This is a genomic window from Pedococcus sp. P2_D7 (assembly GCF_056404295.1).
Genome location: NZ_JBFUEH010000002.1, coordinates 615,837 through 630,950, shown reverse-complemented (window position 1 = coordinate 630,950; position 15,114 = coordinate 615,837). Strand labels below are relative to the sequence as shown.

At 70.8% G+C, this 15,114-nt stretch carries 17 protein-coding genes; 6 read left to right on the top strand and 11 right to left on the bottom strand.

The features are described from left to right. Nucleotides 1-2: 2 nt before the first annotated feature. Nucleotides 3-1,103, top strand: a complete 1,101-nt coding sequence (locus AC1DWJ_RS06520; protein ID WP_477620300.1) for a VWA domain-containing protein — start codon at nucleotides 3-5, stop codon at nucleotides 1,101-1,103. Between the two features lie 56 nt (nucleotides 1,104-1,159). Here the strand turns inward: AC1DWJ_RS06520 and AC1DWJ_RS06515 are convergent, their stop codons facing one another. From AC1DWJ_RS06515 to AC1DWJ_RS06505, 3 genes are all read right to left on the bottom strand, one after another. After that, nucleotides 1,160-1,834, bottom strand: coding sequence for a slipin family protein (locus tag AC1DWJ_RS06515; protein WP_477620299.1), 675 nt, complete (start codon nucleotides 1,832-1,834; stop codon nucleotides 1,160-1,162). A gap of 384 nt (nucleotides 1,835-2,218) precedes the next feature. Beyond that, nucleotides 2,219-2,845: a CGNR zinc finger domain-containing protein gene (locus AC1DWJ_RS06510; RefSeq protein ID WP_457254120.1), complete on the bottom strand. Its 627-nt coding sequence runs from the start codon at nucleotides 2,843-2,845 to the stop codon at nucleotides 2,219-2,221. Nucleotides 2,846-2,990: 145 nt separating this feature from the next. After that, entirely contained in the window at nucleotides 2,991-3,818 is an 828-nt protein-coding gene (locus AC1DWJ_RS06505; RefSeq protein ID WP_457254122.1) for an Fpg/Nei family DNA glycosylase, read from the bottom strand. A 50-nt stretch (nucleotides 3,819-3,868) separates the two neighbouring features. On the opposite strand from AC1DWJ_RS06505, the gene AC1DWJ_RS06500 reads away from it, so the two are divergent. The 3 genes from AC1DWJ_RS06500 (at nucleotide 3,869) to AC1DWJ_RS06490 (ending at nucleotide 6,433) form a co-directional block, all read left to right on the top strand. After that, the gene (locus tag AC1DWJ_RS06500; RefSeq protein ID WP_457254123.1) at nucleotides 3,869-4,513 is read left to right on the top strand and encodes a PadR family transcriptional regulator; all 645 of its coding nucleotides are present in this window, start codon (nucleotides 3,869-3,871) and stop codon (nucleotides 4,511-4,513) included. Nucleotides 4,514-4,659: 146 nt separating this feature from the next. Then, entirely contained in the window at nucleotides 4,660-5,676 is a 1,017-nt protein-coding gene (locus AC1DWJ_RS06495) for an ATP-binding cassette domain-containing protein (RefSeq protein WP_457254124.1), read from the top strand. Nucleotide 5,677: 1 nt separating this feature from the next. Continuing rightward, nucleotides 5,678-6,433, top strand: a complete 756-nt coding sequence (locus tag AC1DWJ_RS06490) for an ABC transporter permease (protein ID WP_477620298.1) — start codon at nucleotides 5,678-5,680, stop codon at nucleotides 6,431-6,433. 20 nt (nucleotides 6,434-6,453) lie between these two features. On the opposite strand, the gene ku is transcribed toward AC1DWJ_RS06490, so the two are convergent. Then, a complete protein-coding gene (ku, locus tag AC1DWJ_RS06485) occupies nucleotides 6,454-7,335 on the bottom strand; it encodes a non-homologous end joining protein Ku (protein ID WP_477620297.1) in 882 nt (293 codons plus the stop codon). A 104-nt stretch (nucleotides 7,336-7,439) separates the two neighbouring features. On the opposite strand from ku, the gene ligD (AC1DWJ_RS06480) reads away from it, so the two are divergent. Further along, the gene (gene ligD / locus AC1DWJ_RS06480; protein ID WP_477620296.1) at nucleotides 7,440-8,384 is read left to right on the top strand and encodes a non-homologous end-joining DNA ligase; all 945 of its coding nucleotides are present in this window, start codon (nucleotides 7,440-7,442) and stop codon (nucleotides 8,382-8,384) included. Further along, nucleotides 8,377-9,258: a non-homologous end-joining DNA ligase gene (gene ligD / locus AC1DWJ_RS06475; RefSeq protein ID WP_477620295.1), complete on the top strand. Its 882-nt coding sequence runs from the start codon at nucleotides 8,377-8,379 to the stop codon at nucleotides 9,256-9,258. Before ligD (AC1DWJ_RS06480) ends, ligD (AC1DWJ_RS06475) begins: the two co-directional genes overlap by 8 nt. On the opposite strand, the gene AC1DWJ_RS06470 is transcribed toward ligD (AC1DWJ_RS06475), so the two are convergent. The 7 genes from AC1DWJ_RS06470 to panD all read right to left on the bottom strand — a co-directional run bounded on the left by AC1DWJ_RS06470 (nucleotide 9,255) and on the right by panD (nucleotide 15,114). Continuing rightward, nucleotides 9,255-9,692, bottom strand: a complete 438-nt coding sequence (locus tag AC1DWJ_RS06470) for a (2Fe-2S)-binding protein (protein ID WP_457254129.1) — start codon at nucleotides 9,690-9,692, stop codon at nucleotides 9,255-9,257. The genes ligD (AC1DWJ_RS06475) and AC1DWJ_RS06470 overlap by 4 nt on opposite strands. 230 nt (nucleotides 9,693-9,922) lie before the next feature. Further along, entirely contained in the window at nucleotides 9,923-10,255 is a 333-nt protein-coding gene (locus tag AC1DWJ_RS06465) for a histone-like nucleoid-structuring protein Lsr2 (protein WP_056924386.1), read from the bottom strand. A gap of 77 nt (nucleotides 10,256-10,332) precedes the next feature. Further along, nucleotides 10,333-10,533, bottom strand: coding sequence for a hypothetical protein (locus AC1DWJ_RS06460; protein ID WP_457254130.1), 201 nt, complete (start codon nucleotides 10,531-10,533; stop codon nucleotides 10,333-10,335). Next, on the bottom strand, nucleotides 10,530-11,987 hold the full coding sequence (gene lysS, locus AC1DWJ_RS06455) for a lysine--tRNA ligase (protein WP_457254175.1): 1,458 nt from the start codon (nucleotides 11,985-11,987) through the stop codon (nucleotides 10,530-10,532). Before lysS ends, AC1DWJ_RS06460 begins: the two co-directional genes overlap by 4 nt. Before the next feature lie 133 nt (nucleotides 11,988-12,120). Further along, entirely contained in the window at nucleotides 12,121-12,999 is an 879-nt protein-coding gene (gene nadC / locus AC1DWJ_RS06450) for a carboxylating nicotinate-nucleotide diphosphorylase (protein ID WP_477620294.1), read from the bottom strand. Beyond that, nucleotides 12,996-14,696, bottom strand: coding sequence for an L-aspartate oxidase (locus AC1DWJ_RS06445; RefSeq protein WP_477620293.1), 1,701 nt, complete (start codon nucleotides 14,694-14,696; stop codon nucleotides 12,996-12,998). Before AC1DWJ_RS06445 ends, nadC begins: the two co-directional genes overlap by 4 nt. Further along, complete coding sequence (gene panD / locus AC1DWJ_RS06440) at nucleotides 14,689-15,114, bottom strand: aspartate 1-decarboxylase (RefSeq protein ID WP_477620292.1); 426 nt, start codon at nucleotides 15,112-15,114, stop codon at nucleotides 14,689-14,691. The genes AC1DWJ_RS06445 and panD overlap by 8 nt, the downstream gene beginning before the upstream one ends.

Sequence of the window (15,114 nt, the reverse complement as noted above, 5' to 3'; positions counted from 1 at the left end):
CCGTGTCGTTCGCCCTCCCCTACGCGCTGCTGGGCCTGCTGGCCATCCCGGTCCTCGTCGCGGCATACCTCTGGCAGCTGCGTCGGCGACGCCGCAACGCGGTGCGCTTCTCCAACGTGGCCCTCATCCGCGCGGTGATCCCCCGCCAGCGGATGTGGCGGCGACACGTGCCGCTGGCGCTGGTGCTCGGCAGCCTTGCCCTGCTGGGGCTGGCCGCGGGACGACCACAGGTACGCGCCGAGGTGCCGATCTCGAGCTCGGCGGTGATCCTCGCCGTGGACGTCTCGGGGTCGATGTGCGCCACCGACGTCGACCCCAACCGGCTCGCGGCGGCGCAGGAGGCCGTGCGGCAGTTCATCGACCAGCAGGACGACCGCACCCGGATCGGCCTCGTGGTCTTCTCGGGGTTCGCGCAGGTCGCCGTGGCGCCGACGACGAACAAGGACGACCTGTTGAAGGCGGTGGACGGGCTGACCACGGGTCGGGGCACCACGATCGGCGCGGCGATCCTCAAGTCGATCGATGCCATCTCGGAGATCAACCCGTCGGTGGCCCCGGCTGACACCGGTGACGGCACCGGCGAAGGGCCCGACGCGCAGACGCCCACCCCGGGCACTCCCACCCCCGCCCCGGAGAAGGCGAAGACGGTGCCCGAGATCGTCGTGCTCCTCACCGACGGCGCCAACACCCGTGGCGTGACCCCGGAAGAGGCCGCGGTGCAGGCCGCGGTGCGCGGGGTGCGGGTCTTTCCGATCGGCTTCGGCACCACCGAGCCGACCCAGATGGTCTGCACCAGCGACCAGCTCGGGGGCGGGCTCTTCGACGGCCCACCCGGGGGCTTCGGTGGAGGGCTCGGGCCCGGCGGCCGCAACTTCCTGGTCGTCGACGAGGAGGCCCTGCAGGCCGTGGCCCGGACCACGGGCGGCGAGTACTTCAAGGCCAGCGACGCCGACCAGCTCCAGGGAGTGCTCAACGACCTGCCCAAGCACGTGGACGTCCAGGAGCGCGACGTCGAGGTCAGCGTGGCGTTCGCCGGACTCGCGGCCCTGATGCTGCTGCTCGGCCTCTGGCTCGCCGGACGCTGGACCGCGCACCCCCAGTGACGACCGCGTGGTCGGCCGGGCAGCTCCCGCAGGTGACGACCTGCAGGAGCTCCCGGTCACGCGTCGTGCAGGGGCTCGGCAGCCCCGACCCGCAGCACCAGCTGCGTGCCGATCGGCGCCGACTGCACCAGCCGGAGCTGGGCCAGCGCCGGGTGGGCGTCGAGCAGCTTGGCGCCGTTCGCCAGCGAGCGCAGGGCCGCCGTCTCCGCGCGGGCCGCCTCGAGCTGTGCCGCACCACGGTGGCGCGCGGTCAGGAGCTCCGCTGCAGCGTGCCGGACCTCCGCCGGGAGGATGACGTCCTTGACGACGACCTCAGCCACATCGACCCCGACCCGCTGCGCCACGAGCGCGGTCGCGGCGGTGATCCCCTCGATCGGCAGGACGGCACCGCGCGCCGCGAGCGCCTCCACCGGGGCGCCCGCGAGCGCGTCGCGCAGCGCCACCTGGGCTGCGAGGTAGACGGTGCCCAGCGGGTCGGCCGACTGCTCGACGAACGCCACCGGGTCACCGACGGACCACCGGACGGTGGCGGTGACCTTGACCGGGACCGCGTCGGAGGTCAGGACCTCCTGCGGCGACAGCGCGAGCAATGCGTCACGCAGGTCGACCCGGACGTAGCGCGACCCACGGACCCGACGGTGCCGCCCCGCGGGCAGGACCTGCTCGAGCTTTCCGTGGTGGTAGCGCAGCGCGCACTCGCGCGCGTTGACGGTGATGGTGAACGGGTTCATGGTGGCGACCTCCTTCAGGTATGCCGCGGGGTTGCGTTGGTGGTGGACGTATTCGGATGTGGTACAGCGTCTTTGGGTGGGCGGGCGACGCCGGCAGGCGACGGTGCATGCGGGACTGCGAGCCGTCCGTGGTCACGTCCGGCTGCGGCCTCAAGGCATGCCCCGACGATCCCCTGACCGACGCCGCCCCTTCGAGGAGTTGAACCCCGTAGGTGTCGTGGACACCGTGATACCTGGCCTGCCTGGGCTGACTTGGCATCGAGGACGGGACGACGCGCAGGACCGACTGTGGCACGCCACGTCTGCTGCTGACCCATCCCCGCCGTCGACCATCGTGGCGGACGGACCGAACCCCACGCCACCGAGTTTTCGCCGCTCGGCGGGTCAGCTCGCGGACTCGACCCGCTGGCGCTCCGCGTGGGCAGCGACCTTCGCGCGGTTGCCGCAGGACCGCATGCTGCACCAGCGACGCCGACCTCGTGGGTCGAGGAAGAGCCACCCGCACTCGTGGCCGGGGCAGGCGTGCAGGGTCGTGAGGTCCACGCCGGTCAGGGCCTGGGCGCCTGACCAGGCGAGGCTCGACAGGGGTCGGTCCAGCCCGCCCCCGACGTCCCACGTCGGCCGGGGACCCGGCAGGAGGTGCAGCTGGGTGAGGGCCGGCTGCACCAGGCGGGAGAGCGCGCGGACCGCGCGCTCGTCACCGGGGTCGAGCAGCGCCGATCGCAGGCGTGCCCGCAGCTCGCGAGCCCCGACGAGGACCTCCTCCGCGTCGCGCTTGCGCGTGGCCGCACGACGGCGCAGGGCAGTGACCGAGCGCGCGTCGAGCAGGCCCACCTGCTCCACGAACACCGCCAGGTGGTCGTAGGACTTGAGGAAGTCGCCCGTGACGGGCTCCCCCCATCCGGCCAGGGTGTTCACGAAGTCGAGCGCGGGGTGCCCACCCACCGGTCGGGGCAGCACGAGTCCCCGGACCTCGACCCAGAAGGGACCCTCGACGACCTCGTCCACCACCGCTTGACCTCTCCTCGGGGTCGCGCTTGCCTGCTAACCGTTGAAATGATCATAACTGGTTAGGGATCCAATCGCTATGGCGCCCGCACCCTCACCCTCGGGCCGAACGGGTCGTCGATCGACGGGTGCGCCGAGCTCGCCCAGGTCAACGACGGCGCTGGCATCGCCCGCACCAGAACAGGTTTCGTCCACCGACGACGCTGGTGCGGATCCGCGACCCGCAGACCAGGCACGGCTCGCCCTGTCGCTTGTAGACGTAGGAGCTGCGTTCCGTGAGGCGGTCCACGTGGCCGGCGGCCAGGCGAGCCCGGACCTCCTCGACCTGCTCCTCGACGGTGACGATCTTGCCGGTCGCCACCCCCAGGGGGAGCAGGTCGACGAGGTCGAGCCAGATGGCGTCCCAGGTCGCGCGCCGGATCTCGCGCCCCGGGCGGAACGGGTCGACGCGTCTCCTGAAGAGCACCTCGCTGCGGTAGACGTTGCCGACCCCGGCCAGCACCGACTGGTCCATGAGCAGCTCGGCGATCGTCTTGCTGCTGCGCGAGATCCTTCGCCACGAGAGGTTCGGATCCGGTTCCGGGCGTAGGGGATCCGGCCCGAGACGCGAGGTCACCGCCTCCACCTGTTCGGGCGTGATGACAGCGCACAGGTTCGGGCCCCGCAGGTCGGCGACGTGGTCGTCCGTGGCCAGCCGCAACCGCACCTGGCCCACGATCGGCACCTCACCGGCATACCGGTGCTCGTCGATGGTGAACGTGCCGATCAGGCCGAGGTGCACGTGCAGCCAGGCGTCGCCCTCGAACTCGACGAAGAGGTGCTTGCCCCACGAGGTCGCGTGCAGGAAGGTGCGCTCCGAGATCAGCGCCGCCCCGGCGGCGAAGCGACCCTGGGGGCTCGTCGCCGTGGGCTGGGTGCCGCGGTATGCCGCGTCGAGGTCACGGGCGAGCGCGAACAGGGTGTGGCCTTCGGGCATGGGGCCATCATCACGGGTTGTCGAGGACGGTGCCTCCTACACTGCACCCCATGGCGGCCACCGAGACCCGACTCCTGCTGCTCGGCACCGTCATGCTGTTCGAGCCGGTCAACGGCTACCAGCTGCGTCGTGAGCTGCTGTCGTGGCAGGTCGAGGACTGGGCCCACGTCAACCCGGGCTCCATCTACTCGGGCCTGGCCACCTTGGCGAAGCAGGGCAACCTCGACCGGCACGACCTCGTCGACGGCAGTCGTGAGGTGGCGGTCTACACGAGCACCCCGCTCGGCCGGCGCGAGTTCGAGAAGCTCTGGCGCGAGGCAGTGGAGACGCCCGACCTGTTGTCGCCACTGCCGTTCCACACCGGCATGGCGCTGATGCCGTTGATGAGCCGGACAGCCGTGCGCGAGGCCCTGCAGACCCGGCTCGCGAACCTCGACGCCACGACGCGCGACCAGCTGGCGCGCGAGGTCCCGGCCGAGGCGGTGCCGCCGCACGTGCTCGCCCTGGCCGACCTGTGGATGGGCATGGGGCAGACCGAGCGGGAGTGGCTGGTGAACCTCATCGCCCGCGTGGACCGCGGCGACTTCGGCCTGCGCGGCGAGCCGGCCGACTGGCAGGCCCCGGACGACGACCCCGGCTGGCAGATGGCCACCGACCGCCAGCGCTACGTGGAGCTGATCGCCCGTCAGCGATGAGTTCCTGTCGGTGGCCCGGTCTACGTTGGTGAGGGCCGGGCCGGCAGGCGGCTTGACGTCCCTCTGTTCAATGTTGAACACTATGGTTGTTCAAGTTTGAACACAGGTCGAGTTGGCAGACGGATGAGCAGGCAAGGGAGCGGGCGATGATCCACGCACGAGGTCTGGTGCAGACCTTCCAGACGCGCGAGGGCCGGAAGAAGGGCGAGGTGCGTGCCGTCGACGGGGTCGACCTCGACGTGGCGGAGGGCGAGGTCGTCGGGTTCCTCGGGCCGAACGGCGCGGGCAAGACCACGACGCTGCGCATGCTGACCACGCTGCTGCGCCCCACGGCGGGCACGGCCACGGTGGCCGGCTTCGACGTGGTCAAGGACTCCGAGAAGGTCCGCCGGTCGATCGGCTACGTCTCGCAGAGCGGTGCCACGGGGCAGTTCGCGCGCGCCGGTGACGAGGTGGTCGACCACGGGATGCTCTACGGCATGTCGTCCGCCGACGCCCGTCGTCGAGGGCAGGAGCTGTTCGGCCAGCTCGACCTCGAGGGCCTGTGGGGGCGGCAGCCGAAGACCATGTCCGGTGGCCAGAGGCGCCGCCTCGACATCGTGATGGGGCTGATCCACGAGCCGACGCTGGTCTTCCTCGACGAGCCGACGACGGGCCTCGACCCGCAGGCCCGGGCCAACCTCTGGACCCACATCGCCGACCTGCGCAAGCGGCGCGGGGCAACGGTCTTCCTCACCACTCACTACCTCGACGAGGCCGACGCCCTGAGCGACCGGATCATCGTCATCGACCACGGCAAGATCATCGCCGCCGACACGAGCGACAACCTCAAGGCGCAGGTGTCCGGCGACCTCGTCGACCTCGAGGTCGCCGACCCCGACCTCGTCGCCGAGGCGGCCAAGCGGCTCGACTCGATCGCCGAGGCGGGCAGCGACGGCCGCGACGCCGTGGAGGTTGACGGCAACCACGTCCGCGCCCGCGTCCAGCGCGCCGGCAAGGCGGTGCCCGGGCTCCTGGCCGACCTTCGTGACGCCGACATCGACCTCGAGTCGATCGAGGTCCTGCGCCCCACCCTCGACGACGTCTTCCTCACCCTCACCGGCCGCTCACTGCGTGACGCGGAGGCCTCTGCCCCGGCCGACTCGACCTCGAAGGAGAAGTGACATGCAGTTCCTGCGCGAGTCCTTCATCGTCTTCCGCCGCCAGCTGCGGATGAACCTGCGCAACCCCGCCTGGGTGCTGATAGGCCTGATGCAGCCGATCCTCTACCTGTTCCTCTTCGGTCCGCTGCTCAAGCCGATGGCCGAGCAGCTCGGGGTCCAGAACACCTGGACCTTCTTCGTCCCGGGCATGCTGGTCCAGCTGGGCATGTTCGGCGCGTTCTTCGCCGGGTTCGGGCTGATCTCCGAGTGGCGTGACGGCGTCATCGAGGCCGAGCGGGTCACCCCTGCGAGCCGCACCGCCCTGCTCATGGGACGGCTCTGGCGCGACCTGCTCCAGCTGCTCGTCCAGGCGCTCGTGCTGGTCGGCCTCGGCTACTGGGTCGGGATGGACGCTCCGCTGGGTGGGGTCGTCCTCGGGGTCCTGCTCACCCTGCTCGTCGGTGGCGCCTGCGCCGCGGCGTCCAACGCCCTGGCCCTCACCACCAAGAGCGAGGACGTCATGGCGCCGGTCATCAACGTCGTGATGATGCCCGTGCTGTTGCTGTCGGGCATCCTCCTGCCGATGACCATCGGGCCCGACTGGCTGCAGCGCACCAGCGACTTCATGCCGTTCCGCTGGATCACCGACGGGGTGCGCGGGTCGTTCCTCGGCGACTTCGGAGCCAACGGCGTGCTGTGGGGCAGCGTCTGGGCCGTCGTGCTCTTCGCCATCGCGCTCTGGTGGGGCACGGCGACGTTCCGCAAGGAGAACGCCTAGCCCCACCGGCCGGGGCGCGGTCAGCTGGCCTTCTTGGCCGCCTTCTTCGTGGTGGCCTTGGACGCGGTCTTCTTGGCTGCGGCCTTCTTGGCCGCAGGCTTGGCGGTGTCGGACGTCGACTCCCCGCGCGACGCCTTCGCCTTGTCGACGGACTTCTTGAGGGCCGCGAGCAGGTCGACGACCTCGCCCGACTCGTCCTTGGACTCGGGGGCGAACTGGACCTCGCCGCCCTCGACCTTGGCCTTGACGAGCGACTGGAGCGCGGCGGCGTAGTCGTCCTCGTAGTCGTCGGGCTGGTAGTCACCGGCGAGCTGCTCGATGAGCAGGTCGGCCATGGCCAGCTCCTGCTTGGTGGCCTTGGCGTCGTCGTCGAGCGTCGCGAAGTCGGGCTTGCGGATCTCGTCCGGCCACAACATCGTCTGCATGAGGATGACGCCCTCGTGGACGCGCAGCACGGCCATCGTCATGCGGGTGCGGATCGAGACCGTCACGACGGCGACGCGGTTCTCCTTCTCGAGCGCGTCCCGGAGGAGGATGTAGGGCTTGGTCGACGCCTTGTCGGGCTCGAGGTAGTAGGACTTGTCGTAGAGCATCGGGTCGATCTGCTCGGCGGGGACGAACTTCTCGACCGAGATCTCCTTGCTGCTGCTGGCCGGGAGGTCCTTGAAGTCCTCGTCGGTGAGGACGACCATCTCGCCGTCCTCGGTCTCGTAGCCCTTGGCGATGTCGTCGTACGACACGATCTCGCCGTCGATGCTGCAGATCCGCTGGTACTTGATCCGGCCGCCGTCCTCGCGGTGCACCTGCCGGAACTGCACGTCGTGGTTCTCGGTGGCGGAGTAGAGGCGGATCGGCACGTTGACCAGGCCGAAGGACACTGCGCCCTTCCAGATCGCTCGCATGGTGGTCGTCCTCTCCATCGGCCTGTCCGCGGACAAGCCCCCGTCCCTGGCGAGACACCTCCGGCCTCGCACGTGGGAACCAGCCTATGCGTCAGGATGGCCCCATGCGCCCCATGCTGGCCAGTCCCACCACCGTCATTCCCGACGGCGACGAGTGGCTGCACGAGGTCAAGTGGGACGGCATGCGTGTCCTTGCCGACGTCCACGACGGGGTGCTGACGCTGACCTCGCGGATCGGCAACGACGTGACGGTGAGCTTCCCGGAGCTGCTGCCGCTCGCCGAGACCTACGACGACATGCTCCTCGACGGCGAGGTGGTGGCCCTCGACGGCGGCCGGCCCTCGTTCGGGGCGCTCGCCGACCGGATGCACGTGCGGGACCGGCGCAAGGCCGAGCGGCTGTCGGCCGTGCGACCCGTCACCCTGATGGTCTTCGACCTGTTGCGGCTCTATGGCTCCGACCTCACTGCCCAGCCGCTGTCGGCGCGGCGCGAGCTGCTGGAGCGGCTCGACCTCGCCGGCCGGCACTGGCAGGTGCCGCCGGTCTACGACGACGGCCGAGAGCTCTTCGCCGCCACTCTCGAGCAGGGGCTGGAGGGGGTGGTGAGCAAGCGCCGGTCGGCTCCGTACCTGCCCGGGCGGCGCTCGGCCGACTGGCTCAAGTCGCCGCACCGGACAGCGATCTCCGCGGTGGTGGGCGGCTGGCGGGCCGAGAAGACCAACGACTCCGGGCGGCTCGGCGCGGTGCTGCTGGGCGTGCCCGACGGCGCCGGGGGGTGGCGGTTCGCCGGCCGGATGGGCAGCGGGATCGCAGGACGGGCGGCGGTGCAGCTCGCCGAGGCACTCGCTCCGCACACCAGGGCCGACTCACCCTTCAGCGACGAGGTGCCGCGACTCGACCGCGTCGGCGCGACCTGGGTCGACCCCGTCGTCGTCGTGGAGGCGCGCACCCTCGAGGTGACGCGCGACGGGCGGCTGCGCCAGCCGGCATACCTCGGCCTGCGCACCGACCTGACGCCCGAGGACCTCCAGGAGGTGGACGGTGCCTGAGCGCTACGTCCCGCGGGCGACCCGCGTCGAGGTCGCGGGACGCACGCTCAAGCTCACCAGCCTCGACAAGCTGATGTACCCGTCGACGGAGACCACCAAGGGCGAGCTGCTCAACTACTACGCGCAGGTCGCCGACGTGCTGCTCCCCCACCTCGCCGACCGGGCCCTGACCCGCGTGCGCTGGCCGCACGGCACCGGCGACCAGAGCTTCTTCGAGAAGAACCTGCCGTCCGGGGCGCCGTCCTGGCTCCCCCGGGTGAAGATCGACGACGTCACCTACCCGATGGTCGAGGACCTCGCGCAGCTGACCTACCTCATCAACCTCAACTCCATCGAGCTGCACATCCCGCAGTGGCGGGTGCTCGACGGGAAGCGGCAGCACCCCGACCGGCTCGTCATCGACCTCGACCCGGGTGCGCCGGCGGGGCTCAAGGAGTGCGCCCGGGTCGCCCTCATGGTGCGCGACCGACTCGGCGCGCTGGGCCTCGACCTCTACCCGGTCACCAGTGGCAGCAAGGGGATGCAGCTCTACGCGGGACTGCCCGGCGACCTCACCTCCGACCAGACCCGTGACCTCGCGCAGCAGCTGGCGCAGGAGCTCACCAAGAAGAACCCCGACCTCATCGTCTGGAAGATGACCAAGTCCCTGCGCCCCGGGAAGATCTTCCTCGACTGGAGCCAGAACGTCGCCGCCAAGACGACCGTGTGCCCCTACTCCCTGCGCGGCAAGGAGACCCCGACCGTGGCCGCCCCCCGGTCGTGGGACGAGGTCGAGGCCGGCGCGGAGGGGAAGAAGTTCGAGCAGCTGATGTTCGACGAGGTCCTCGACCGCCTCGAGTCCGACGGCGACCTCCTGGCCGACCTGCTCGCCTAGCTGGCCAGCCGCGGGCAGCCAGAGCACTCGTGCACGCCCGGCAGCACGTAGATGAAGCAGCACGACCCGCGCTCCGGAGGGCGTTGCCCGCTGGCCCGGGCGAGGGTCATCGCCCACACGTCGTCGACCATCGCGCGTCGGGTGTGCTCGCCGAGCTTCACCGTCGAGTGGTAGCCGAGCGCGAGCTCGACCGCGTCGGCGCGGTATGCCGCCTGCGCGGCTTCCAGCCGAGCGGCTAGCGGCGCGACCGTCGCCCGCGACCGCTCGTACCGGGCCTCCACGGGGTAGAGCTGGCTCGGCTGCAGCTCGAAGCTCAGCCCCGCCTCGAAGGGGTGCACGACCGCGGAGTCGTGCCTGGCCGCGTGCACGCCGGTCTCGGCAGCCGCCTCGAGGGTCCACTGCAACACGAAGGCGGAGGGCATCGACTCAGGCACGACCGCGGCATACTGACGAGCCGTCGAGCTGCTCAGCCGCTCGCGCCACGGCTGCAGTGCGTCGATTCCGGCGCGCTGCTTTTCGACAATGTCGCGCCAGCTCCAGGAAAGTACCGGATCTCCTGCTACGCCCGGAAGTACCAAATCTCCTGCTACGCCCGGAAGTACCGGATCTCCTGCTACGCCCGGACGTGCCGGCGAACCCCCAGGAACGTGGGTGACCTGCAGGGTCAGTGCGCCTTGTCGTAGGCGGCCTGGACCTCGGCGGAAATGCGGCCGCGGTCGCTGACCTGGTGACCGTTGGAACGGGCCCATTCACGGACATCGGCGAGGTCGCGCTTCCCGGTGCCACGGCTGGCGGCGGCCGGACGTCCGGCGGGACGGCGACCGGCGGCGCGGCGGGCGTGACCGACATACTGCGCCAACGAATCACGCAGGGCGGCGGCGTTCTTCGCGTTGAGGTCGATCTCGTACGAGACACCGTCGAGGGCGAAGGTCACGGTCTCGTCGGCCTCGGAACCGTCGAGGTCGTCCTCGAGCACGATGTTGACTCGCTGGGCCATCTGGAATCCTTTCCCGCGGACATTCTGTCGAGCCAAAACTATCGGGTCGCACGGTAAAGGGGAAATGACGCCGAATGCTATTTGTCGGCGCCCTTTTTGTCGCTGCCCTTTGAATTGTCCACCACGGGTGGATTTTCCGGGTGCGCCGCATCCCATTGCGAATGTGCGAGGCGTTCTTTGCGGTCGCCTTCGATCATGTTCTTGATGACGAGCCAGAAGAGGAAGCCGACGCCGGCCGACGGGATCAGCGCGGCGACGTAGGGCCAGACGCCACTCATCGGGACACCTCGGGCTTCAGGTGGGGGAACAGGATCGTCTCGCGGATGCTCGCGTCGGTGAACAGCATGACGAGCCGGTCGACCCCGAACCCGAGGCCACCCATCGGGGGCGCGCCGTACTCCAGCGCGCGCAGGAAGTCCTCGTCGAGCTGCATCGCCTCGGGGTCCCCACCGGCCGCCTTCACCGACTGGGCGGTGAGCACCTCGCGCTGCACCACCGGGTCGACGAGCTCGGAGAACCCGGTGCCCCGCTCCACGCCGCCGATGATGAGGTCCCAGGCCTCGATCAGGCCGGGCTCGCTGCGGTGCGGGCGCGCGAGGGGCTGGGCGATGGCGGGGTAGTCGCACAGGAAGGTGGGCTGCAGCAGACCGGGCTCGACCAGCTCGCCGAGCAGCTCGAGGAAGACCTTGTCCTTGTCCCACGCGGGGTCGATGGCGACGTCGTGCTTCGCGGCATACCCGCGCAGGGTCTCGACGTCCGTGTCGATGGTGACGACCTCGCCCACCGCCTCGGACACGCCCTGGTAGACCGGCAGCCAGCGCCACTCGCCGTCGAGGTCGACCGTGCCCGCTGCGGTCTCGACCTGACGGGAGCCGAGCGCGTCGGCCACGCCGAGGAAGACGTCTCGCATGAGGGTCGCGATCGTCGTCTGGTCGCCGTACGCCTGGTAGGCCTCGAGCATCGTGAACTCGGGGCTGTGGGTCGCGTCGACACCCTCGTTGCGGAAGATCCGCCCCATCTCGTAGACCCGGTCGACGCCGCCGACCACGGCCTTCTTCAGGTTGAGCTCCAACGCGATCCGCAGGGTCATCTCCTGGTCGAACGCGTTCATGTGGGTGCGGAACGGCCGGGCCGCCGCGCCACCGTGCACGAGCTGGATGATCGGCGTCTCGACCTCGAGGTAGCCCTGCGACTCCAGCACCCCGCGGATCGCCGAGAGGGCAGCAGCCTTGGTGCGCACCATGTCGCGCGCCTCCTGGCGCACGATGAGGTCGGCGTAGCGCTGCCGGACCCGCGACTCCTCGGACAGGTCCTTGTGCAGCACCGGGAGCGGGCGCAGCGCCTTCGACGCCATCTCCCACCGCGTGGCCATCACCGACAGCTCGCCACGACGCGACGAGATGACCCGTCCCTCGACGAAGACGTGGTCCCCGAGGTCGACGGTCGACTTCCACTCGGCGAGCGCGTCCTCGCCCACCTCGGCGAGGCTGAGCATCACCTGGAGCCGGGTGCCGATCCCCTCCTGGAGGGTCGCGAACGCGAGCTTGCCGGTGTTGCGGATGAAGATCACGCGACCGGCGACAGCCACGACGTCCTGCGTCTCCTCGCCGGTCTCGAGGTGGCCCCACTGCTCGCGGACCGCAGCGAGGGTGTGGGTGCGGGGCACCGTCACCGGGAACGCCTGCTTCCCCTCGGCCAGCAACCGGTCGCGCTTGTCGCGACGCACCTGCATCTGCTCGGGCAGGTCGGTGTCGATCACGGTGTCGGGCTGGGCCACCTCGGCGGAGGTGGTGCTCTCGGGGGGCTGGCTCACCCGCAAAGGGTACCGACCGGCCTACCGGGCCCCGCGCCCAGCCGGGGTCAGGTCAGTCGACGAGGTCGAGGGCGAGGTCGAGGATCGGCGAGGAGTGCGTGAGCCCGCCGACCGACAGGTAGTCGACCCCGGTCTCGGCGTAGGCGCGGGCCACGTCGAGGGTCAGCCCACCCGTCGCCTCCAGCTCGACGTCCTGACCGGTCGCTCGCACGGCCGCCACGGTCTCGCGCAGCAGGTCGACGGACATGTTGTCGCACAACAGGAACCGCGCCCCGACCGCCACCGACTCGAGCGCCTCCTGCGTCGAGGTGACCTCGACCTGGATGGGGACGTCGGGGAACCTCGCCCGCACCGCGGCATACGCCTTGCTCAGCGAGCCCGCGGCCAGCTTGTGGTTGTCCTTGATCATGGCCACGTCGTAGAGGCCCATCCGCTTGTTGGTGCCTCCACCCGCGCGGACCGCGTACTTCTCCAGCGCCCGCAGCCCGGGCGTCGTCTTGCGGGTGTCGAGGACGGTGGCGCCGGTGCCCTCCAGTCGCTGCGCCCAGGCATGGGTGTGCGTCGCGATGCCCGACAGGCGACACACGAGGTTGAGCATGGTGCGCTCGCCGACGAGCGTGACCTGCGTCGAGCCCTCCAGCACCGCGACGACGTCACCCTTCGCGACGACGTCGCCGTCGGCTCGCCCGGCCGTGACCTGCAGCGGCTCTGCGCCGATCCGTCGGGCCACCTGGTCGAAGACCATGGCGACCAGCGGTATGCCGGCCAGCGCGCCACCCTCGCGCGCGACCACGTGCGCCGTGCTCACCTGCTCGACGGGGATCGTCGCGGTCGTCGTGACATCCACCCCGTCCGGTCCGCCGAGGTCCTCGTCGAGTGCGGTGCGGATGACGGCGAGCGCGTCGGTCTCGGGGAAGGCCAGCTCGGTCACGTCAGGTCCTGTTCGGCGACCGGTTCGAAGGTCGTGGTGACGCGGGTGTCGGCGCCGCGGACGAGCAGGGTGTGCCCACGCCACTGCGGGTCGGCCTGCTCGGTGTGGTCGCTGCGGACGTGCCCGCCGCGCGTCTCCTCGCGCAGCGACGCGGCCAAGGTCAGCACCTGGCCGATGTGCAGGAGGTTGGTCGTCTCCCACGACTGCGGTCCGGGCTCGTTGGACGTGGCCGCGAGGGCCAGGTCGCGCAGGGCGGCGGCGGTGGCGGCGAGGGAGGTCGCGGAACGCACCGCGCCGGCGCCCTCGGTCATGGTCGCCTGCACCTGCACGCGCGCGGAGCCGTCGAGCAGCGCCGCGTCACCGCTCGGCGCGGTCGGGGCCGACTGCGGGAGCTCGCCCAGCGCCAGGCGTTCGCTGATGTCGTCGGCGATGCGGTGGGCGAAGACCAGTCCCTCGAGCAGGGAGTTGGAGGCGAGCCGGTTGGCGCCGTGGACCCCGGTGCACGACACCTCGCCGCACGCGTAGAGGCCGTCGAGCGAGGACCGGCCGACGAGGTCGGTGCGCACCCCGCCACTGGCGTAGTGCTGCGCGGGGGCGACGGGGAGCAGCTCGGTGGCGGGCTCGAAACCGAGCTCGCGACAGCGCGCCACGATGGACGGGAAGCGCGCCTCCAGGAACTCGCGACCGAGGTGGCGCGCGTCGAGGAACACGTGCCGCTCGCCGGTCTGCTGCATCCGGTCGACGATGGCTCGCGAGACGACGTCCCGTGGGGCGAGGTCGGCCAGGGGGTGCCGGCCCTGCATGAAGCGCACGCCGTCGCGGTCGACGAGGAACGCCCCTTCCCCGCGCACCGCCTCCGAGATGAGCGGCTGTTGGCCGCTGGACCCCTCGCCGAGCCACAGCACGGTGGGGTGGAACTGCACGAACTCGACGTCCGCCATGACCGCACCGGCACGCAGCGCGGCGGCCATGCCGTCACCCGTCGCGACCGAGGGGTTGGTGGTCGCCGAGTAGACCTGCCCGAGACCTCCGGTGGCCAGCACCACGGCACGCGAGGTGGCCGCCCCCACGCCGTCCATCTGGCCCTCGCCGATGACGTGCAACGTCACGCCGCAGACGCGAGAGTCCTTGTCCTGCAACAGGTCCACCACGAGGGCGTGCTCGATGACCTCGATGCCGGGGTCGTCCTGCACCTGGTGCAGGGCCGCGATGAGCGCCCGTGAGATCTCCTTGCCGGTGGCATCGCCGCCGGCGTGGGCGATCCGGTCCTTGTGGTGCCCGCCCTCCCGGGTCAGCTTGATCTCACCCTCGGCGTCGCGGTCGAACTCGGCCCCCAGTGCGACCAGCTCGCGGACCCTCGCCGGACCCTCGTGGACGAGTGCGGTGACCGCGGCGACGTCGCAGATGCCGCAGCCCGCGACCAGCGTGTCGTGCAGGTGCTCCGCGGGCGAGTCCCCGGGGTCGAGGGCCGCGGCGATGCCGCCCTGGGCCCACTGGGTGGACCCCTCGTTGAGCACGGTCTTGGTGACGAGCAGCACCCGGTCGACCCGCTGCCGCAGCCGCAACGCGGTCGTCAGCCCGGCGATCCCGGAACCGACCACGACGACGTCGGCCGACGTGGTCCACCCCGGGTCACCCGCGACGAGGCGCCGCGGGATCAGCAGCGGGTCGGCGGCCGGCGACGGCTGGTCAGTCATGGTGGCGCCGGGTGACCGCAGAGGTCTTGAGGCCGAACCCCTCGGGCACGTCGCCGCCGTCGTGGCCGACCTCGACGATCCGGTTGTGGTCGTCGACGAAGACGACCTGCGGCTCGAAGGTGCGCGCCTCGGCGTCGTCCATCGCGGCATACGCGATGACGATGACGGTGTCTCCCGGCGAGATCAGCCGCGCTGCGGCGCCGTTGATGCACACGATCCCGCTGCCCCGCTCGCCCTCGATCGCGTAGGTCGTGAGCCGGTTGCCGTTGTCGACGTCCACGACGTCGACCTGCTCACCCGGCAGCAGCCCGGCCGCGTCCATGAGGTCGCGGTCGATCGTCAGTGAGCCGACGTAGTGCAGGTCGGCCTGGGTGACCGTCGCCCGGTGGATCTTGGCGTAGAGCATGAAGCGCTGCAT

Bases quoted from the DNA above. Each gene is read 5' to 3' on its own strand.
- AC1DWJ_RS06500 (WP_457254123.1), top strand. From the start codon at position 3,869: ATGGCGGCCACCGAGACCCGACTCCTGCTGCTCGGCACCGTCATGCTG.
- ligD (WP_477620296.1), top strand. From the start codon at position 7,440: ATGCGCCCCATGCTGGCCAGTCCCACCACCGTCATTCCCGACGGCGAC.
- AC1DWJ_RS06490 (WP_477620298.1), top strand. From the start codon at position 5,678: ATGCAGTTCCTGCGCGAGTCCTTCATCGTCTTCCGCCGCCAGCTGCGG.
- panD (WP_477620292.1), bottom strand. From the start codon at position 15,114: ATGCAGCGCTTCATGCTCTACGCCAAGATCCACCGGGCGACGGTCACC.
- AC1DWJ_RS06495 (WP_457254124.1), top strand. From the start codon at position 4,660: ATGATCCACGCACGAGGTCTGGTGCAGACCTTCCAGACGCGCGAGGGC.
- lysS (WP_457254175.1), bottom strand. From the start codon at position 11,987: ATGCAGGTGCGTCGCGACAAGCGCGACCGGTTGCTGGCCGAGGGGAAG.
- AC1DWJ_RS06460 (WP_457254130.1), bottom strand. From the start codon at position 10,533: ATGAGTGGCGTCTGGCCCTACGTCGCCGCGCTGATCCCGTCGGCCGGC.
- AC1DWJ_RS06445 (WP_477620293.1), bottom strand. From the start codon at position 14,696: ATGACTGACCAGCCGTCGCCGGCCGCCGACCCGCTGCTGATCCCGCGG.
- ku (WP_477620297.1), bottom strand. From the start codon at position 7,335: ATGCGAGCGATCTGGAAGGGCGCAGTGTCCTTCGGCCTGGTCAACGTG.
- AC1DWJ_RS06505 (WP_457254122.1), bottom strand. From the start codon at position 3,818: ATGCCCGAAGGCCACACCCTGTTCGCGCTCGCCCGTGACCTCGACGCG.
- AC1DWJ_RS06465 (WP_056924386.1), bottom strand. From the start codon at position 10,255: ATGGCCCAGCGAGTCAACATCGTGCTCGAGGACGACCTCGACGGTTCC.
- AC1DWJ_RS06515 (WP_477620299.1), bottom strand. From the start codon at position 1,834: ATGAACCCGTTCACCATCACCGTCAACGCGCGCGAGTGCGCGCTGCGC.